This is a genomic window from Microbulbifer salipaludis, assembly GCF_017303155.1.
GTDB classification, from domain to species: domain Bacteria; phylum Pseudomonadota; class Gammaproteobacteria; order Pseudomonadales; family Cellvibrionaceae; genus Microbulbifer; species Microbulbifer salipaludis.
In genome coordinates this window covers 1,262,671-1,277,020 of sequence record NZ_JAEKJR010000001.1, presented here as the reverse complement: position 1 = coordinate 1,277,020, position 14,350 = coordinate 1,262,671, and the positions used below count along the sequence as shown (strand labels likewise).

The window sequence follows — 14,350 nt, the reverse complement described above, 5'->3', positions numbered from 1 at the left end:
CCCTATACTCGCGCAATGAGCATCGAATTCGTCACCGCCAGCCCGGACCACTGGCGCAACTTCCTGTGGGCACTGGCAGCGCCCGACATCGCGCCTGACACCGCGCTACCCTGGCTGCCGGAATCCCGGCGCTCGGCGCTCGCCCGGTTTTTCTCGCAAACTGGCGTCCGGGCGGAGCTGGAATCCCGATTACTCTCCCACCTTCAGCAGCTAAACAACCACAGGCTCGGTATTTACTTCGAGCACCTGTGGGCTTTCGCCTTTGCCCATCACCCGGACTACCAGTTACTGGCGCATAACTTTCCTATCCGCGATGAGGCAAGAACCCTCGGTGAGCTGGATTTTGTGGTGCGCCATACGCCGGATCATTCGGTCGAGCACTGGGAAATTGCACTGAAGTTTTATCTGCAGGTGGGCGACTACTGGGTTGGGCCGGGCCTGAAAGACCGGCTCGACATCAAGCTCCAGCGTATGCGCACACATCAGCTTCCGGTTGCCCGAGACAGTACCGCCACCAGCAGGTTGCGCGATGCAGGTATCACCCTCGACCGGCAATGGGCGCTGATGCCCGGGCGACTGTTCCGCCCGCTGGATACCGCCAGCGATGACTGGTCTGCGCCCGATCATTACTGGTGGGCAGATGTGGCGACCTTTCGCGAACATCCGCTGTCCGCCCACCCGTCAGGGGACAACGGGTGGTATCGGCTGCCGAAGCCCTGCTGGCTGGCACCACTGTCGGAGTCCGTTGTAACACCGCCGATAGAGGGTGAACCTCTGGCGGAGGCGATGCTGGCGCGCGGCCCGCTGTGCGTAGCCCGATACGACCACCGTGGCGAACGGAGCCGTGGATTTATCGTACCCGCCGACTGGGCCGAGCGCGCTGCTGCCCGATCTCGCCGCTAAAGCGGTTCCGACATGGCCCGGTAGTCGGGCATGGCTCTGGCGGGTGTGGAGAGGACGGCCGTTGCGGAGAGAGCCTACAAAAAAAGGGGCTTCCACTGGAAGCCCCTTTTGCGTTGCACTCGCCCGATCGATCAGTCAGACGCCTTTAGCGTGCGATCAAAAAAGTCTTTCATCATTTGATACCAGTGCTTGCGGGTTTCCTTGCCGCGCAGGCTATGCTTCTTGCCTGGGTAGGTCATCAGCTCGAACTGCTGGCCGTTGTCCTGCAGCTGTTTAATCAGCTTGGTGGTATTGGTGAACAGCACATTGTCGTCCGCCATGCCGTGATAAATCAGCAGCGGGCCTTTCAAGTCCTTCGCATAGGGGAATACGGAAGCCGCCTCGTAGGCTTCCGGTACCTGGTTGGGGTTGCCCATGTAGCGCTCGGTGTAATGAGTGTCGTACAGGCCCCAGTCGGTCACCGGCGCACCGGAAATGCCGGCCTTGAAATAGTCGCCCGCCTTGAACATCGCCATCAGCGCCATGTAACCGCCGTAGCTGTGCCCGTACACACCGATACGCTCGGGATCAATAAACGGCAAGGTGCGCAGGAATTTCACCCCGGTCACCTGATCGTCCACTTCTACGCTGCCCATTTTCTTGAAGATGGGGTCTTCGAATTTTTTGCCGCGATTGGCGGAGCCGCGGTTATCGAGGGTGAACACCACATATCCCTGCTGGGCCATAAACTGGTTGAAGGGTCTGTCCCAGCTATTGGTGACCAGCTGCGCGTGGGGGCCTCCATACAGGAAGACCATGGTCGGGTAGGTCTGCTTTGGATCAAAGCCTGCCGGCTTGTACATCCGGTAATAGAGCGTGTGGCCTTCCGGTGCCTTGCCGCCTTTTACTTCAATCTGGCCAAACTCCGGCTCGATCCAGTCACTCATGTACGGATACAGCGGATGGCCCTCTTCCACCTTGTTTTCCTGCAGCCAGGTGACGCGCTTGCCATCAATGCCATGCAGGCTGACCTGCGCCGGCGTCGTCGGATTGGAGTAGGTATCGATATAACCGGAGGCATCGCCAGCGAATTCGATGCTGTGCATACCCGCGCGGCTGGAGATTTTCTCAATCTTGCCGCTGCCGTTCAGGTCTGTCACATACAGGTGACGCTCCAGCGGCGTGTCTTTGCGCCCGGAGAAATACACCTTGCCATTGTCTTCATCCAGCGCTTCCAGCTCGTCAATCGCCCAGTCGCCAGCGGTCAACTGCGCCAGTTGCTTGCCGCGGAAGTCGTACAGGTAGAGATGTTTGAAACCGTCTTTTTCCGACGCCCAGAGAAAGCGGTCGCTATTTTTCAGGAAGCGCAGATCGTGGAACAGGTTCACCCAGGTATCACTGGTTTCCACCAGTGCATTGCGGGTGTTGCCACTGGGGATATCCACAAACCGCAGTTCCAACCGGTTCTGACTGCGGTTCTGCCATTGATAGGACAGCAGGTTGTCCCGCGCCCATTGCACCCGGGGAATGTAGATGTCTTCGTTGTTGCCCAGGTCGAGCCACTGGGTCTTGCCACTGGCGAGTTCCAGTACTCCCAACTTGATTTTCACATTGGGCCGACCGGCGGCGGGGTAGCGCTGCTTGATCATTTCGATACGGTCCGCATAGATCTCGCTGCGGGTGACCTCGTCCACCGGGCTTTCATCCACCTGCAGATAGGCGATGCGCTGCTCGTCTGGCGACCACCAGTAGCCTGTCATGCGGTCCATTTCTTCCTGGGCCACGAATTCCGCCATGCCGTTTTTGATTGGCCCCTTGCCATCGACAGTAAGCTGGCGCTCCTTGCCGCTGTCCAGGTCCACCACAAAAATATTCTGGTCGCGGATAAAGGAAACAAAGTTTCCTTTCGGGGACACCCGCACATCGGTTTCAAACGCTTCGGTTTCCGTCAGGCGTTTGGACTGGCCATCCTCCAGCGCGTAATAGAACACATCGCCCGCCAGGGGAAACAGCAGGGACTTGCCATCTTTCGACCAGCTGTACTCCATGATACCGCTGCCGAAAATACGCTGGCGCTCGCGGCGGGCCTTCTCTTCATCGGAAAGCTGTTCCTCACCGCGGTGAAGCTTGTCGGAATCCACCAGCATGCGGGTTTCGCCGTCACTCAGGCGGTATTCCCACAGGTCATAGCGGTTGTAATCTTCCTCGCGTCCTTTGAGAAAAGTGACTCGACTGCCATCCGGGGAATACTGCAGCGCGCGAGGGCTGGTGCCGCTCAACGCCGGGTCGGAGAAGATTCGATCGATGGTGAGCTGCTCGGCAGAGCAAAATCCTGCAAAACCGGCAACGAAAAGAGACAGGGCAAAACGTTTCATAAAACTTTGACTACTGAACTACGTGTGCCCCGAAAATGACATAAATCCAGCGGAATTTGTAGCGCGCAACGCCATTTTACGCGGCCCCTCTACCGTCGGTGCAGTTATTCGAGCGGTATTCCCCGCCAGAGCAAGACGCCTCGGATTAATCTGGCTACCGGCGCACAGAATCCCTTGGGAACCCGCGCCACCCCCGGCAAACCGCGCAGTTTCGCTTACACTGCTTGAGACACACCGCAACCATCAAGTCACGCATGTGAGCATTCATCCACGTCGGGAGGCGACTACGCCGTACAGAGCAGTGACCGATCTCACACGCCTGCAAGTATTTACACGCCAAGAATGGTCGGTCATTATGTGGGGTGTTCAATAACGCAGCGCGAAGCGAGGGCAGGTCGCTATGACAAAGCACTACCTTAGAATCGATATCGTCTCCGATGTCGTCTGCCCCTGGTGCGTTATCGGCTTCAAACGCCTGCAGCAGGCGCTGGATCGTTTTGCCGGCCAGTTTGATCCCAATATCGTCTGGCACCCCTTCGAGCTGAACCCACAAATGCCGGAAGCCGGTGAAAACCTGCGCGAGCACATTACCGGCAAATACAACATCTCGGACCAGGAAAGCGCGGAGAATCGCGCGCGGCTTGAGGAAATCGGGCGGGAGCTGGGGTTCGCGTTCAACTTCTCGGATGATATGCGCATCTACAATACCAACCAGGCGCACCGGCTACTGCACTGGGCCGAGCCCACTGGCCAGCAGACGGACCTGCAGCTGCGCCTGTTCGAGGATTACTTTACCCACGGCAAAAACCTGAATCACGAGAGCGTGCTGCTGGAAGCGGTGGAAGCGGTTGGCCTTGACCGGGAAGCGGCGTCACAGGCACTGCACGATACCGCGATCACCCGGCAAACCCTGGCGCGGGAAGAGCAACTTATGTTGCAGGGCATCCGCGGGGTGCCCCTGTTTATGTTCAATCATGAGCACGCCATCAGCGGGGCCCAAGAGGTGAGTGTGTTTGAGGCTCAACTTCAGCAGCTGGCCACGTCAGCCTCCTGAAGCTGCCCGCACACCACCCAATTCACAAAAAATCCACAATCGGCGGACAGTATCCATGAATATTCGGCCCGGAAAGTGTTATCTCGTTTTTCTCGGTGCCCTGGCACTGGGTGGCTGCGACACCACGCAAGCCCCACAGCAGCCCGCCGACCAATTCCTGAAGAACATCGCGGCCTACTGTGGCCAGGCGTTCGCCGGCGAGATCACCGCGAACGAGCCGAAAACGGATGAGCCCGATGCTTTCGAGGGCAAGACCCTGGTGATGCACGTGCGCGGCTGTGACAAGCCCACCGAGGAAATTCGCATTCCGTTTCACGTGGGTGAGGACCACTCCCGCACCTGGATTCTGACCCGCACCGCCGACGGATTGCGCCTGAAGCACGACCACCGCCACGAAGATGGCAGTGAAGATGCGGTGACCATGTACGGCGGGGATACCGCAGAGCCGGGCACCGAAAACCGCCAGGCGTTTCCTGTGGATCAGGCGTCCATCGACACCTTCAAGCACGAGGGGCTGAATGCCTCGCTGAACAATACCTGGGCGATGGAAATTCACCCCCAGCAGTATTTCATCTACGAGCTGACCCGCCCCAACGGACGGGAATTCCGTGTGCGCTTTGATCTCACCAAGCCGGTGGCCACACCGCCGACCCCCTGGGGCTATTGAGCCTCAGCGGTCGGCCAGTAGCGCAACCACCATCACGGTCAGCGCCGGCGATCAGTCGACGTGCAACAGATAGTCCGCATGAAAGCGCAGGTGCTGCTCGATAAAAGTGGCAATGAAGTAGTAGCTGTGGTCGTAGCCCGCATGAAACTCCAGCTTCAGCGGGTAGCCCGCTGCGCGGGCAGCCGCCTGCAGGGCGTTGGGCTTCAACTGTTCTTCGAGAAACGCATCCTCCTCCCCCTGGGAAATCAACATCGGCAAGCGCTCGCTGGCGCGACTGAGTAATACCGTCGCGTCATACTCCTCCCACAGGGTTTTATCTTCCCCCAGATACGATGCCAACGCCTTTTCTCCCCACGGGCAAGCCATGGGGTTACAGATCGGGCTGAACGCAGAAACCGAGGTGTAGCGGCCGGGGTTTTTGAGGGCAATGGTCAGCGCACCATGCCCGCCCATGGAATGGCCGCTGATGGCACGGCGATCGCTCACCGGAAAATTTGCTTCCACCAGCGCCGGCAATTCCTCCACCAGGTAATCGTACATCTGGTAATGAGGTTTCCACGGTGCCTGGGTGGCATTCACATAAAACCCTGCACCCTGCCCCAGGTCATAACCTTCGTCATCGGCCACCTCCTCACCGCGGGGGCTGGTATCGGGAATCACCAGCACAATACCCAGCTCCGCGGCCATGCGCTGGGCGCCCGCCTTCTGGGAGAAGTTTTCGTCGGTACAGGTGAGGCCAGACAACCAGTAGAGCACCGGGAAACGCTGCTCCCCTTCCGCCTGTGATGGCAGGAATACGGAAAAGCGCATCTCGCAATCCAGCACATCGGAACGATGGCGGTACTGGCACTGACTTCCATCAAAACTCTGGGTTTTACTGACAAGCTCTAGCATCATCGACGCCCCTTACTGGTAGTGAATCACGCTGCGAATGCTTTTACCCTCGTGCATCAGGTCGAAGGCTTCATTGATGTTTTCCAGCGGCATGGTGTGCGTAATGAAGTCGTCCAGCTGGAATTCCCCGGCGAGATAGCGCTCCACATACTCCGGCAGCTGCGAGCGGCCCTTCACGCCGCCAAACGCGGTGCCGCGCCATACCCGCCCGGTGACCAGCTGAAACGGGCGCGTGGAGATTTCCTGGCCTGCGCCGGCCACACCAATAATCACCGATTCACCCCAGCCCTTGTGGCAACACTCCAGCGCCGAGCGCATGACGTTCACATTGCCGATGCATTCGAAGGAGTAATCCACACCGCCATCCGTCATTTCCACGATCACTTCCTGGATGGGCTTTGTGTAATTCTTCGGGTTGATACAGTCGGTGGCGCCCAGTTTTTTCGCCAGTTCAAATTTGCCTTCGTTGATATCGATGGCAATGATCCGCGCAGCCTTTGCCAGGCGTGCGCCGATAATGGTGGCAAGACCAATACCGCCGAGGCCAAACACCGCAACCGTCGCGCCTTCTTCCACCTTGGCGGTATTGGCCACGGCACCCATGCCGGTGGTGACACCACAGCCCAGCAGGCAAATTTCTTCCAGCGGCGCACTCTTGTTCACCTTGGCCACAGAGATTTCCGGCAGCACGGTGTACTCAGAAAAGGTGGAAGTCCCCATGTAGTGATAGATCGGCTCGCCATTGATGGAAAAACGCGTGGTGCCATCGGGCATCAGGCCCTGCCCCTGGGTGGCACGAATTTTCTGGCACAGGTTGGTTTTTCCGGAAGTGCAGAATTTGCACTCGCCGCACTCGGGGGTATACAGCGGGATCACATGATCCCCAACTGCCACACTGGTGACCCCCTCCCCCACAGACTCCACGACACCGCCGCCTTCATGGCCAAGAATGGCCGGGAACACGCCTTCTGGGTCGTCACCGGACAGGGTAAACGCGTCCGTATGACAGACCCCCGTCGCCATAAGTTTGATGCGCACTTCCCCCGCCTTTGGCGGCGCTACCTCGACCTCTTCAATCGACAGCGGCGCGCCCGCTTTCCAGGCAACCGCCGCCTTACATTTGATGGCCTCTGCAGACATATCCGATCCTCTTTTCTTTCTTGGCCGGCCAGTGCCGGACCTGTGCCACAGCTTAACAGATCACCGGTCACCGGCACCCCGGCGAAACGTGTCGTACGGGCAACTGGTGCGCCATTCTCGCCGAACAATACTGCGCCGAGGCCCGCAGGCTTCGTGAACAAGGTCACAGCACTTCTGACAAGTTGGCCCGCTCTTTGCTCTCTGTTTAACAGGAAGAATTAAAAATGATGAATAGGACGAGGCAGCAACACTATGACCGACCACCAATGGCTAATGACCTCCCAGGCGCTCAATACCCTGCGCAAGCTGCGCAAACGTATTCAGGCAGAGTTCGGCATTAACCTGCGTTTTTCCGATTTTGATTTTGAAGCGCAGCTGGCGGAATTGAAGCACCGCAGCAAGGATGCACAGACTCTTGGTCTGATCAGACAGCTGGAGGCGCTGAAAGGCAGCGCTTTCCTCACCGGCAACGAACCGCCCGAGCGCCTGTACCGGGGCCAGAAGGTCCTGCAGGAAAAGAGCAAGAAAGATATTTATGAAATGATTTATGGCGACGAGCTGGCGTTGCACGATGGTCGTGGCACGCCGGCACTGCCGCGCAAGATGTATCGCGGCCTGCCAGTGCTCGGTTAACCGGTACTAAGTTACCCGAGTGATCGGCTGGCCACGACCCGGACGCGCGCGTTACCTGCGGGCCAGTGCCAGCAGGGCATCCGCCTCCAGCTCATCCTCGATGCGGTCCAGTACTTCCTCGGCAATCTCCTCCAGCAGGCGCTCGGTGGCTTGACGGGTTGTATCTTCCACCACGCCGCCGTCTTTCGGTGCGCGGGTGGAGTAACGGGCGCGCAATTTAAAGTCGGCGATGTCCACCTCTCCTTCGCGTAACGCCGCGGCGCCCTGTACACGGTAGCGGAACTTACCGTAAGCGGTCATGGTGCCCTTTTCCAGATCGTAATCCCGGGTGCTACGGATATCGACGATTTGCTGACGAATGGCGATATCAAAGTTGGTGTGCAGCGTAAGCGGCGCCCGGTTGTCCACCAGGTGTACTCGCTCGTCTTCAAAGAAATCGCCAAACCGCCGCTGAACCTGCTGATCCAGATACAGGCTGAATTCGCGCGCGGCCTTCTCGCGAATTTCGCCGAGACCGCCACCGCCGGACAGGGCCAGTAGCAATTCCAGGTTGTTGCCGGTCAAGGGCGTGGGGGCCTCAATCTCAATCTCTACCGGCGCTACCGCCAGGCGGATAAGCGGGTCCTCACTGCCAACGCCCAGCCAGCTATCGTCACTGTTGGCATCCGCAACCAGTGGCATGCTCGCGAGCAGCGCGCACAGGGCGCTATAGGAAAGGCTGGAAAATACGGTCGTTCTGTAAAACATGGTCTTCGCTCCCTGGGATTTCAGGCTGACTAACCCGCAGCTAACTCTGCGTCTGCGGAATAACCATCTGTCGGCCAATTCCTTGCAACCTGCGGGCCAGAATACCGCCACCGACCCGAAATTTGTACCGGTTAAGGGCATCGGTTGCCGATTCAGGCCCAGTGGGGAACGCGCGGAGTTTTATTGGCCGAACCATAGGATCCCGGCAAACCCCGCCCTACCATATTGGAAGACTCAGCAATAAACAGAGGTAAACGACCATGTCAAAAGCCTGGGTGCTGGTAGCCAATCATACTCATGCCCGCGTATTTGAAGCGGAAAAACGTGCGGGTACTCTCAACGAAATAGAATCTCTTGTTTATCCGGAAGGGCGCATGAAAGCGCAAGAACTACTCAGTGACGCCCCCGGACGCGCGTTCGACAGCCAAGGGCAGGGCCGCCACGCCATGGCCGAGCCCACCAGTCTGCGCAAGCAGGGCGCTCAGAAATTCGCGCGCGATATTGCACACACCCTGGAGAAGGGCCGCCAGGAAGGGCGCTTTGACCGTCTCTATATTGTTGCCGAACCGTCGATGGCGGGCAGCCTGCGTCTTTCCATGAGCTCTCCCTGCCTCGCCACTATTGCCGGGGAGTCGCGCAAGAACCTGACCACCTGCGACACCGAGCAGATCCGCGCACAACTGCCGATGTGGCTATAGTCAGTTTCAGCCGGTCGCTTTGACCACAACGCCCCCACTGATCGCCGCCAGACCCATGGCGGCGATTGATTTGTGGACGACAGCCTGACACCATTCCGCGCAGATCATCTACAGGCACCAGGCCTGGGGATAAACCAGACAACCAAGGAAGCGGGCATGCTGAGACTGTTCCAGATCCAACGGGGCAAGATTAAAGAAACCTACGCCGGCAGTGACTACCAGAGCCAACCCCTGTCCGACGCGGCCTGGATCGACCTGCAGGATCCGGAGGAAAACGAACGCGACCTGCTGGAACAGCTGCTGCGCACCGAACTGCCGGAATCCGAAGATGTAGAAGAGCTGGAGTCATCCGCCCGCTACTTTGTGGATGCCGCCGGTATCCACGTGCATTCCCTGTACCTGACGCAAAGCGAAGGCCGCCACGACACCGCGACCGCCGCCTTCATCCTCCAGCCGCAACGCCTGATCACCGTGCGCGACACCGAGCTGGCCGACTTCCGCCTGCTGCGCATGCGCGCCCGCCGCAATCAGGTGGAAGCACACAATGCCCAAGAGCTGCTGATTCTGCTGTTCGAGCAGAAGGTGGAAAACCTGGCCGATGCACTGGAAGACAACTATCTGACCCTCGGTGAAGTCAGCCACCTGGTGCTGGAAGACGAAGACGCCGACCTGGAAGAAGCCATCGACCACCTGGCCAAGCTGGAGGACTCCAACGGCAAGATCCGCCTGTGCCTGATGGACACCCAGCGCTCCATCGCCTTCCTGCAACGCCACCTGAAAGACGACCCGGAGCTGCGCGAGAGCTGCTGGGGCATTCTGCGCGACATCGACACCCTGATGTCCCACACCACCTTCCTGTTCGAAAAAATCAACTTCCTGATGGACTCCACCCAGGGCTTTATCAGCATCGAACAGAACAAGATCATCAAGATCTTCTCCATTGCCGCCGTGGTCTTCCTGCCCCCAACCATGGTGGCCAGCATCTACGGCATGAACTTTGAACACATGCCGGAGCTGGAGTGGCTACTGGGCTACCCCTGGGCACTGGGGCTGATGTTGATGGCAGGGATGGCGCCCTACTTCTACTTCAAGCGCAAAGGCTGGCTGTAACCGACGCCCCCACAATCTCCCGCCACCTGCTAATCTTTAAGGGTTAAAACGCACTTCAGGGAAGCAGGGTAACCATGGCAGCGGCGGGCGGTAACGGGTCGGAAAAATCCACGGGTAAACCCTTTCACATGCGGCGCTGGCTCAGTGTCCAGCAGGCGGTGGATCACCTGAGTGCCCTCTCCGAAGACCCGCTCACCAGCGACGACCTCGCCCGCCTTGCTGAAGACCACACCCTGGACCTCTACTGGTATCGCCCCGGCCAGCAACTCGCCTACATCGATCGCCCCGGCAAACCCAAAACCGAGCTCAGCGAGCCCCTGCGCCTGTGCCCCGAGCAGAGCAGCGATTGGCGCGCCATTGTGGGTATATTGCGTCAGCGCCCCGCCCTGCCGGCGGAAGAAAACGACACGCCAACCCTGCAGGATGGCAACGGCAACCGCCTGCGCATCACTTTCGACTTCAGCCGCCGTCCCGAACCCTTCAGTGGCCTCTGGTATCCCAACTACGCGGAGCTGGTGGTGAAGCGCCAGGACCTGGAGCGCCTGGAAAACCACCTGTTTTCCTCGGATGACGAACCGGCCCTGGCACCTCATCTGCTGCTGGATGTCATCTGGCAACTGGAGCAGATCGCCATGGAAAACGGTGACAGCAACGAAGCCGGTGCGGAATCCCCTCACGACCTCGACTGGCTCACCCACCAGCTCAGCGACCGCACCAAGCTGGACCCGAATCTCCTTGGCAAGGTACTGAACGCCGCGGAGCGGCAGCACGCCCTGCAGCACTGATCTCGCAACCGCCCGCAACGCCGGCCGGTCCCGCTGCCGGCCTCACAACAGCCCTGAGCGGTCTTTCAAAGACAGCCCCGTGCGATTTTTTCGAAAAATAACGCCAGCTTTTTGCGCTATTCGCCCGCCGTAAAATTTTTATAATGCAGAGAATCTGAATTTACGGACGGAGTCGGTCGTGCAGGCCCGCAATAGCAACATCCAATACGGCTGGGTAGCCGTACTGTTCCACTGGCTGATGGCCCCCGCCATTATTGGCATGTTCGCGCTGGGCTGGTGGATGGTGGGGCTCTCGTATTACGACCCCTGGTATCGGCAGGGCCCGGACATCCACAAGTCGGTGGGCATACTGCTCGCCCTGTTGCTGGTTGCGCGCCTGTTATGGCGCTGGCTCAACACGACCCCGGCACCCGAGCCCGCACCGCGCTGGCAGCAACGCGCCGCCAGTGCCGCCCACGCTGTGCTCTATGGCCTGCTACTGGCAATTGCCATCTCCGGCTACCTGATCAGCACCGCCGATGGCCGCGCTATCGAGGTATTCAACTGGTTCAGCGTGCCCGCAACCCTGCAGGGGCTGGAAAACCAGGAAGATATTGCCGGCACCATCCACGAGTGGCTGGCGTGGACGCTGATGGGGCTGGTGCTGGTGCACAGCCTGGCGGCGTTCAAGCACCACTTCGTGAACAAGGACAATACGCTGCGCAAAATGCTCGGCCTGGCGCCGCGCCGCTAGCGATTTGCGGCGCACAATGATTCAAACAACAGCTATTTGAACAACAACCACTTGAACAACAACCAACAGGAAGCTCACCCATGAAGAAACTCGCAGTTCTGCTGTTTACCACGCTGATTGGCGCCACCGCACAGGCGGCTGAATACAAGATCGACACCAAGGGCGCCCATGCATTTGTCCAGTTCCGCATCAAGCACCTGGGTTACAGCTGGCTGTATGGCCGTTTCGACAAGTTCGACGGCAGCTTTGTATACGATGAAGCCAAGCCGGAAGCCTCTTCCATTCAGGTGACCGTGGACACCACCAGCCTGAACAGCAACCACGCGGAGCGCGACAAGCACCTGCGCGGCGAAGATTTCCTGAACGTAGCCAAATTCCCCACCGCCACCTTCAAGAGCACCAGCTTTGAACCCAACGGCGACGGCAAGGCGCTGCTGAAAGGCGACCTGACCCTGCACGGTGTAACCAAGCCGATCACCATCGACGTTGAAGAGATCGGCGGCGGCAAGGACCCCTGGGGCGGCTACCGTCAGGGCTTCACCGGCAAGACCGAATTCAAACTGAAAGACTTCGGCATCGACTACGACCTGGGCCCAGCGTCCCAGACCGTGGAAATGATCCTGGACGTGGAAGGCATCCGCCAGTAAGCATTTGATTGCCGTCTCGCAGGATGGACTCACAGGATGAAAAAAAACCGGCCTTAGCGCCGGTTTTTTTGTTTCTGGAGCTAACCGAGTAAAGAATTTCGGGCGAAAGAGGAACGGAAGCCCGAAAAATGAACCACTAGAATTCGGCCTGCTCTTTTTTCAACTGTATTCTGTGTTTGTATTCATCCAGAGTATCGAGGCCGGTTAGCATGCCGACGCTCTCCAACAACTGTTGTGCCGGCAGACGGCCGGCGATACCACAGCCGATACTTAACGTCTCGCCCCGCATATTCTGTAACAGCAGGTCGAAGTACTCCGTTGTTTTACCCCGGCTACTGCCGGAACCACTCCTGCGTAAACACAGCCCGCGTAATTCCTTGCGTGGCCAGATGGTTTGCGTCTTTTGCCTGTCGCGCCGATAGACCCTGTGCACGACGCGATCCCGGCCTATAAGGGTCTCGTATCCGGTAACCAGGAGATTCACACCGATTACCGCGAACAATATCCCGAATGCCGTGAAGACGATTGGAAACAGTATCGGCGCCTGAGTAAAGCCGATACCAATGCCAATGCAGCCAAACAGTAATCCGAATAGTGTGAGCGGCCAGGCGAATGGCTGTTTGCCCCGGGCCTGCCTGATGGAGATACCATTAGCGTTTTGCTCAACATCGAGCAGCGCTTCCAGTTGTTCGGTAAAATTGGTTTCGGGCATTGCGACAGGCACACCGGCGTGGGCGGCAGCCGGTGCCGGCGCTCCCGTTTTGAAAACTGGGATTTCGTAGTTTCTACTAAAGTCCACCCTAGGAACCGCCCCTTTTACCTCCAGATTCCACCAATAGCCGTCACCATCGCGGACTCGGGAAGGCGGCAGCGCTTCAGGCACTTCGAAAGCAAAATATATTCGGGATCCACGCGGGCTGCGCCTCAGGGTCCCGGTGCTGCCCAGCTCCCACAGACTGGTGTTGGAAACGCGAGTCTTGTTGCCGGACCTTCTGGTTTCCGTTTTCATCTGCTGCAAGGTTACGCGGAAAGTCGACCTTGTATCGAGTGTGCGGGAAAACTGTAGATACCCGCTCACCAAGCCCCCGATCTCTCCCGGAAAAGGGCTGAGCACTACAGGCACCCTGCCAAATCGGTGATGCTCAACGGTCTTTTTGATCGCGCGGTACAGGACATAGAAACCGAAACCACCGAATAGGAGCAACAGCAGGCCTACATATTTGCCCCTGGCCAGATGATCCACGCCAACATACGAAATCGGTAAACTGATCGTGTTTACTGCCAGGGCAATAAACCAGGCACCGCCCACCATCAGGCGATTATTGGAATAGATGCCTTCCTGCGACCATTCCTGCCGAGAAAGCCAGGGCGTCTTGTTCTCAACCTCGGGATCCGGTGCCACCTCCTTACGCCAGGTCAAATAGATAATACCGGCACCGATAATCATGAATACCGAACACAGCATGGTGGGAAAAAGCACCATCATCCAGCGCAGTTCCCGATCCAGAACCGACTCGGCTGGCCGGTGCGGGTTTACCCAGCCGGTGACCGGTCGCTCCTGCCGTTTTGCCCCGGCGAGACGCTGGTACATGTTCTGCTGGTAGCTACCGATATTGTCCGACCCCCTATGAACACTGACACGGTTACCTCGGTAAATGCGGCCGTTATAGTGGTATTGGTAGTCGGCTCTGGCCTTATAGGTGGTGTCGCCATCGCTATCGCGGTGCGTCTTCAACTCGGCCGAAAGGATGTCCGCCTTCATTGGTAGCCAATCGCGCATATCAAGGCGGTCGATCAGCGTTATACCGACAAGACCGAAAAAGAAACCAAATCCCATCAAAAAAAAGAAACCACCGAAAAGGCTGCCCCCAACCCGGGATACTTGCGCGTTGGCCATCCCACACCTCCTTGTTATCTTGGTAAGCCCGCCAGAAAAATGGCGCGAATTCCAGCTTACCACAGATATCGGGATCCATTCCTGACGG

At 58.4% G+C, this 14,350-nt stretch carries 14 protein-coding genes; 9 read left to right on the top strand and 5 right to left on the bottom strand.

What is annotated here, in order from left to right; genetic code table 11:
• The first annotated feature begins 15 nt into the window (after positions 1–15).
• Complete coding sequence (locus JF535_RS05375; RefSeq protein ID WP_206999899.1) at positions 16–903, top strand: DUF1853 family protein; 888 nt, start codon at positions 16–18, stop codon at positions 901–903.
• A 131-nt stretch (positions 904–1,034) separates the two neighbouring features.
• Here the strand turns inward: JF535_RS05375 and JF535_RS05370 are convergent, their stop codons facing one another.
• A complete protein-coding gene (locus JF535_RS05370; protein WP_206999897.1) occupies positions 1,035–3,257 on the bottom strand; it encodes a S9 family peptidase in 2,223 nt (740 codons plus the stop codon).
• A 400-nt stretch (positions 3,258–3,657) separates the two neighbouring features.
• On the opposite strand from JF535_RS05370, the gene JF535_RS05365 reads away from it, so the two are divergent.
• On the top strand, positions 3,658–4,311 hold the full coding sequence (locus tag JF535_RS05365) for a DsbA family oxidoreductase (RefSeq protein WP_206999895.1): 654 nt from the start codon (positions 3,658–3,660) through the stop codon (positions 4,309–4,311).
• A 55-nt stretch (positions 4,312–4,366) separates the two neighbouring features.
• The gene (locus JF535_RS05360) at positions 4,367–4,978 is read left to right on the top strand and encodes a hypothetical protein (protein ID WP_206999894.1); all 612 of its coding nucleotides are present in this window, start codon (positions 4,367–4,369) and stop codon (positions 4,976–4,978) included.
• 51 nt (positions 4,979–5,029) lie between these two features.
• Here JF535_RS05360 and fghA read toward each other — a convergent pair whose 3' ends face one another.
• Both fghA and JF535_RS05350 read right to left on the bottom strand, forming a co-directional pair.
• Entirely contained in the window at positions 5,030–5,875 is an 846-nt protein-coding gene (gene fghA / locus JF535_RS05355) for an S-formylglutathione hydrolase (RefSeq protein WP_206999892.1), read from the bottom strand.
• Between the two features lie 9 nt (positions 5,876–5,884).
• Positions 5,885–7,012: an S-(hydroxymethyl)glutathione dehydrogenase/class III alcohol dehydrogenase gene (locus tag JF535_RS05350; RefSeq protein WP_206999890.1), complete on the bottom strand. Its 1,128-nt coding sequence runs from the start codon at positions 7,010–7,012 to the stop codon at positions 5,885–5,887.
• A gap of 252 nt (positions 7,013–7,264) precedes the next feature.
• Between JF535_RS05350 and JF535_RS05345 the strand changes: the two genes are divergently transcribed.
• Positions 7,265–7,645 carry a hypothetical protein gene (locus JF535_RS05345; RefSeq protein ID WP_206999888.1) on the top strand — a complete coding sequence of 127 codons (381 nt, stop codon included), beginning with the start codon at positions 7,265–7,267 and terminating at the stop codon, positions 7,643–7,645.
• A 51-nt stretch (positions 7,646–7,696) separates the two neighbouring features.
• On the opposite strand, the gene JF535_RS05340 is transcribed toward JF535_RS05345, so the two are convergent.
• Complete coding sequence (locus tag JF535_RS05340; protein ID WP_206999886.1) at positions 7,697–8,392, bottom strand: hypothetical protein; 696 nt, start codon at positions 8,390–8,392, stop codon at positions 7,697–7,699.
• A 260-nt stretch (positions 8,393–8,652) separates the two neighbouring features.
• Here JF535_RS05340 and JF535_RS05335 point away from each other — a divergent pair, with 260 nt between their 5' ends.
• The 5 genes from JF535_RS05335 to JF535_RS05315 all read left to right on the top strand — a co-directional run bounded on the left by JF535_RS05335 (position 8,653) and on the right by JF535_RS05315 (position 12,365).
• Entirely contained in the window at positions 8,653–9,090 is a 438-nt protein-coding gene (locus JF535_RS05335; RefSeq protein ID WP_206999884.1) for a host attachment protein, read from the top strand.
• A gap of 156 nt (positions 9,091–9,246) precedes the next feature.
• Positions 9,247–10,200 (top strand): magnesium/cobalt transporter CorA, encoded by a 954-nt coding sequence (corA, locus tag JF535_RS05330; protein ID WP_206999882.1) that lies wholly within the window; start codon positions 9,247–9,249, stop codon positions 10,198–10,200.
• A 128-nt stretch (positions 10,201–10,328) separates the two neighbouring features.
• Positions 10,329–10,985 (top strand): hypothetical protein, encoded by a 657-nt coding sequence (locus tag JF535_RS05325; protein WP_242523598.1) that lies wholly within the window; start codon positions 10,329–10,331, stop codon positions 10,983–10,985.
• 178 nt (positions 10,986–11,163) lie between these two features.
• A complete protein-coding gene (locus JF535_RS05320) occupies positions 11,164–11,718 on the top strand; it encodes a cytochrome b/b6 domain-containing protein (RefSeq protein ID WP_206999879.1) in 555 nt (184 codons plus the stop codon).
• An 80-nt stretch (positions 11,719–11,798) separates the two neighbouring features.
• Positions 11,799–12,365, top strand: coding sequence for a YceI family protein (locus JF535_RS05315; RefSeq protein ID WP_206999876.1), 567 nt, complete (start codon positions 11,799–11,801; stop codon positions 12,363–12,365).
• Between the two features lie 136 nt (positions 12,366–12,501).
• Here JF535_RS05315 and JF535_RS05310 read toward each other — a convergent pair whose 3' ends face one another.
• A complete protein-coding gene (locus JF535_RS05310; protein ID WP_206999874.1) occupies positions 12,502–14,262 on the bottom strand; it encodes a DUF3592 domain-containing protein in 1,761 nt (586 codons plus the stop codon).
• Positions 14,263–14,350 lie beyond the last annotated feature (88 nt).

Coding starts and splice junctions, on each gene's coding strand:
- JF535_RS05340 (WP_206999886.1), bottom strand. CDS start 8,392: ATGTTTTACAGAACGACCGTATTTTCCAGCCTTTCCTATAGCGCCCTG.
- JF535_RS05375 (WP_206999899.1), top strand. CDS start 16: ATGAGCATCGAATTCGTCACCGCCAGCCCGGACCACTGGCGCAACTTC.
- corA (WP_206999882.1), top strand. CDS start 9,247: ATGCTGAGACTGTTCCAGATCCAACGGGGCAAGATTAAAGAAACCTAC.
- JF535_RS05345 (WP_206999888.1), top strand. CDS start 7,265: ATGACCGACCACCAATGGCTAATGACCTCCCAGGCGCTCAATACCCTG.
- JF535_RS05335 (WP_206999884.1), top strand. CDS start 8,653: ATGTCAAAAGCCTGGGTGCTGGTAGCCAATCATACTCATGCCCGCGTA.
- fghA (WP_206999892.1), bottom strand. CDS start 5,875: ATGATGCTAGAGCTTGTCAGTAAAACCCAGAGTTTTGATGGAAGTCAG.
- JF535_RS05315 (WP_206999876.1), top strand. CDS start 11,799: ATGAAGAAACTCGCAGTTCTGCTGTTTACCACGCTGATTGGCGCCACC.
- JF535_RS05360 (WP_206999894.1), top strand. CDS start 4,367: ATGAATATTCGGCCCGGAAAGTGTTATCTCGTTTTTCTCGGTGCCCTG.
- JF535_RS05325 (WP_242523598.1), top strand. CDS start 10,329: ATGCGGCGCTGGCTCAGTGTCCAGCAGGCGGTGGATCACCTGAGTGCC.
- JF535_RS05310 (WP_206999874.1), bottom strand. CDS start 14,262: ATGGCCAACGCGCAAGTATCCCGGGTTGGGGGCAGCCTTTTCGGTGGT.
- JF535_RS05370 (WP_206999897.1), bottom strand. CDS start 3,257: ATGAAACGTTTTGCCCTGTCTCTTTTCGTTGCCGGTTTTGCAGGATTT.
- JF535_RS05365 (WP_206999895.1), top strand. CDS start 3,658: ATGACAAAGCACTACCTTAGAATCGATATCGTCTCCGATGTCGTCTGC.
- JF535_RS05350 (WP_206999890.1), bottom strand. CDS start 7,012: ATGTCTGCAGAGGCCATCAAATGTAAGGCGGCGGTTGCCTGGAAAGCG.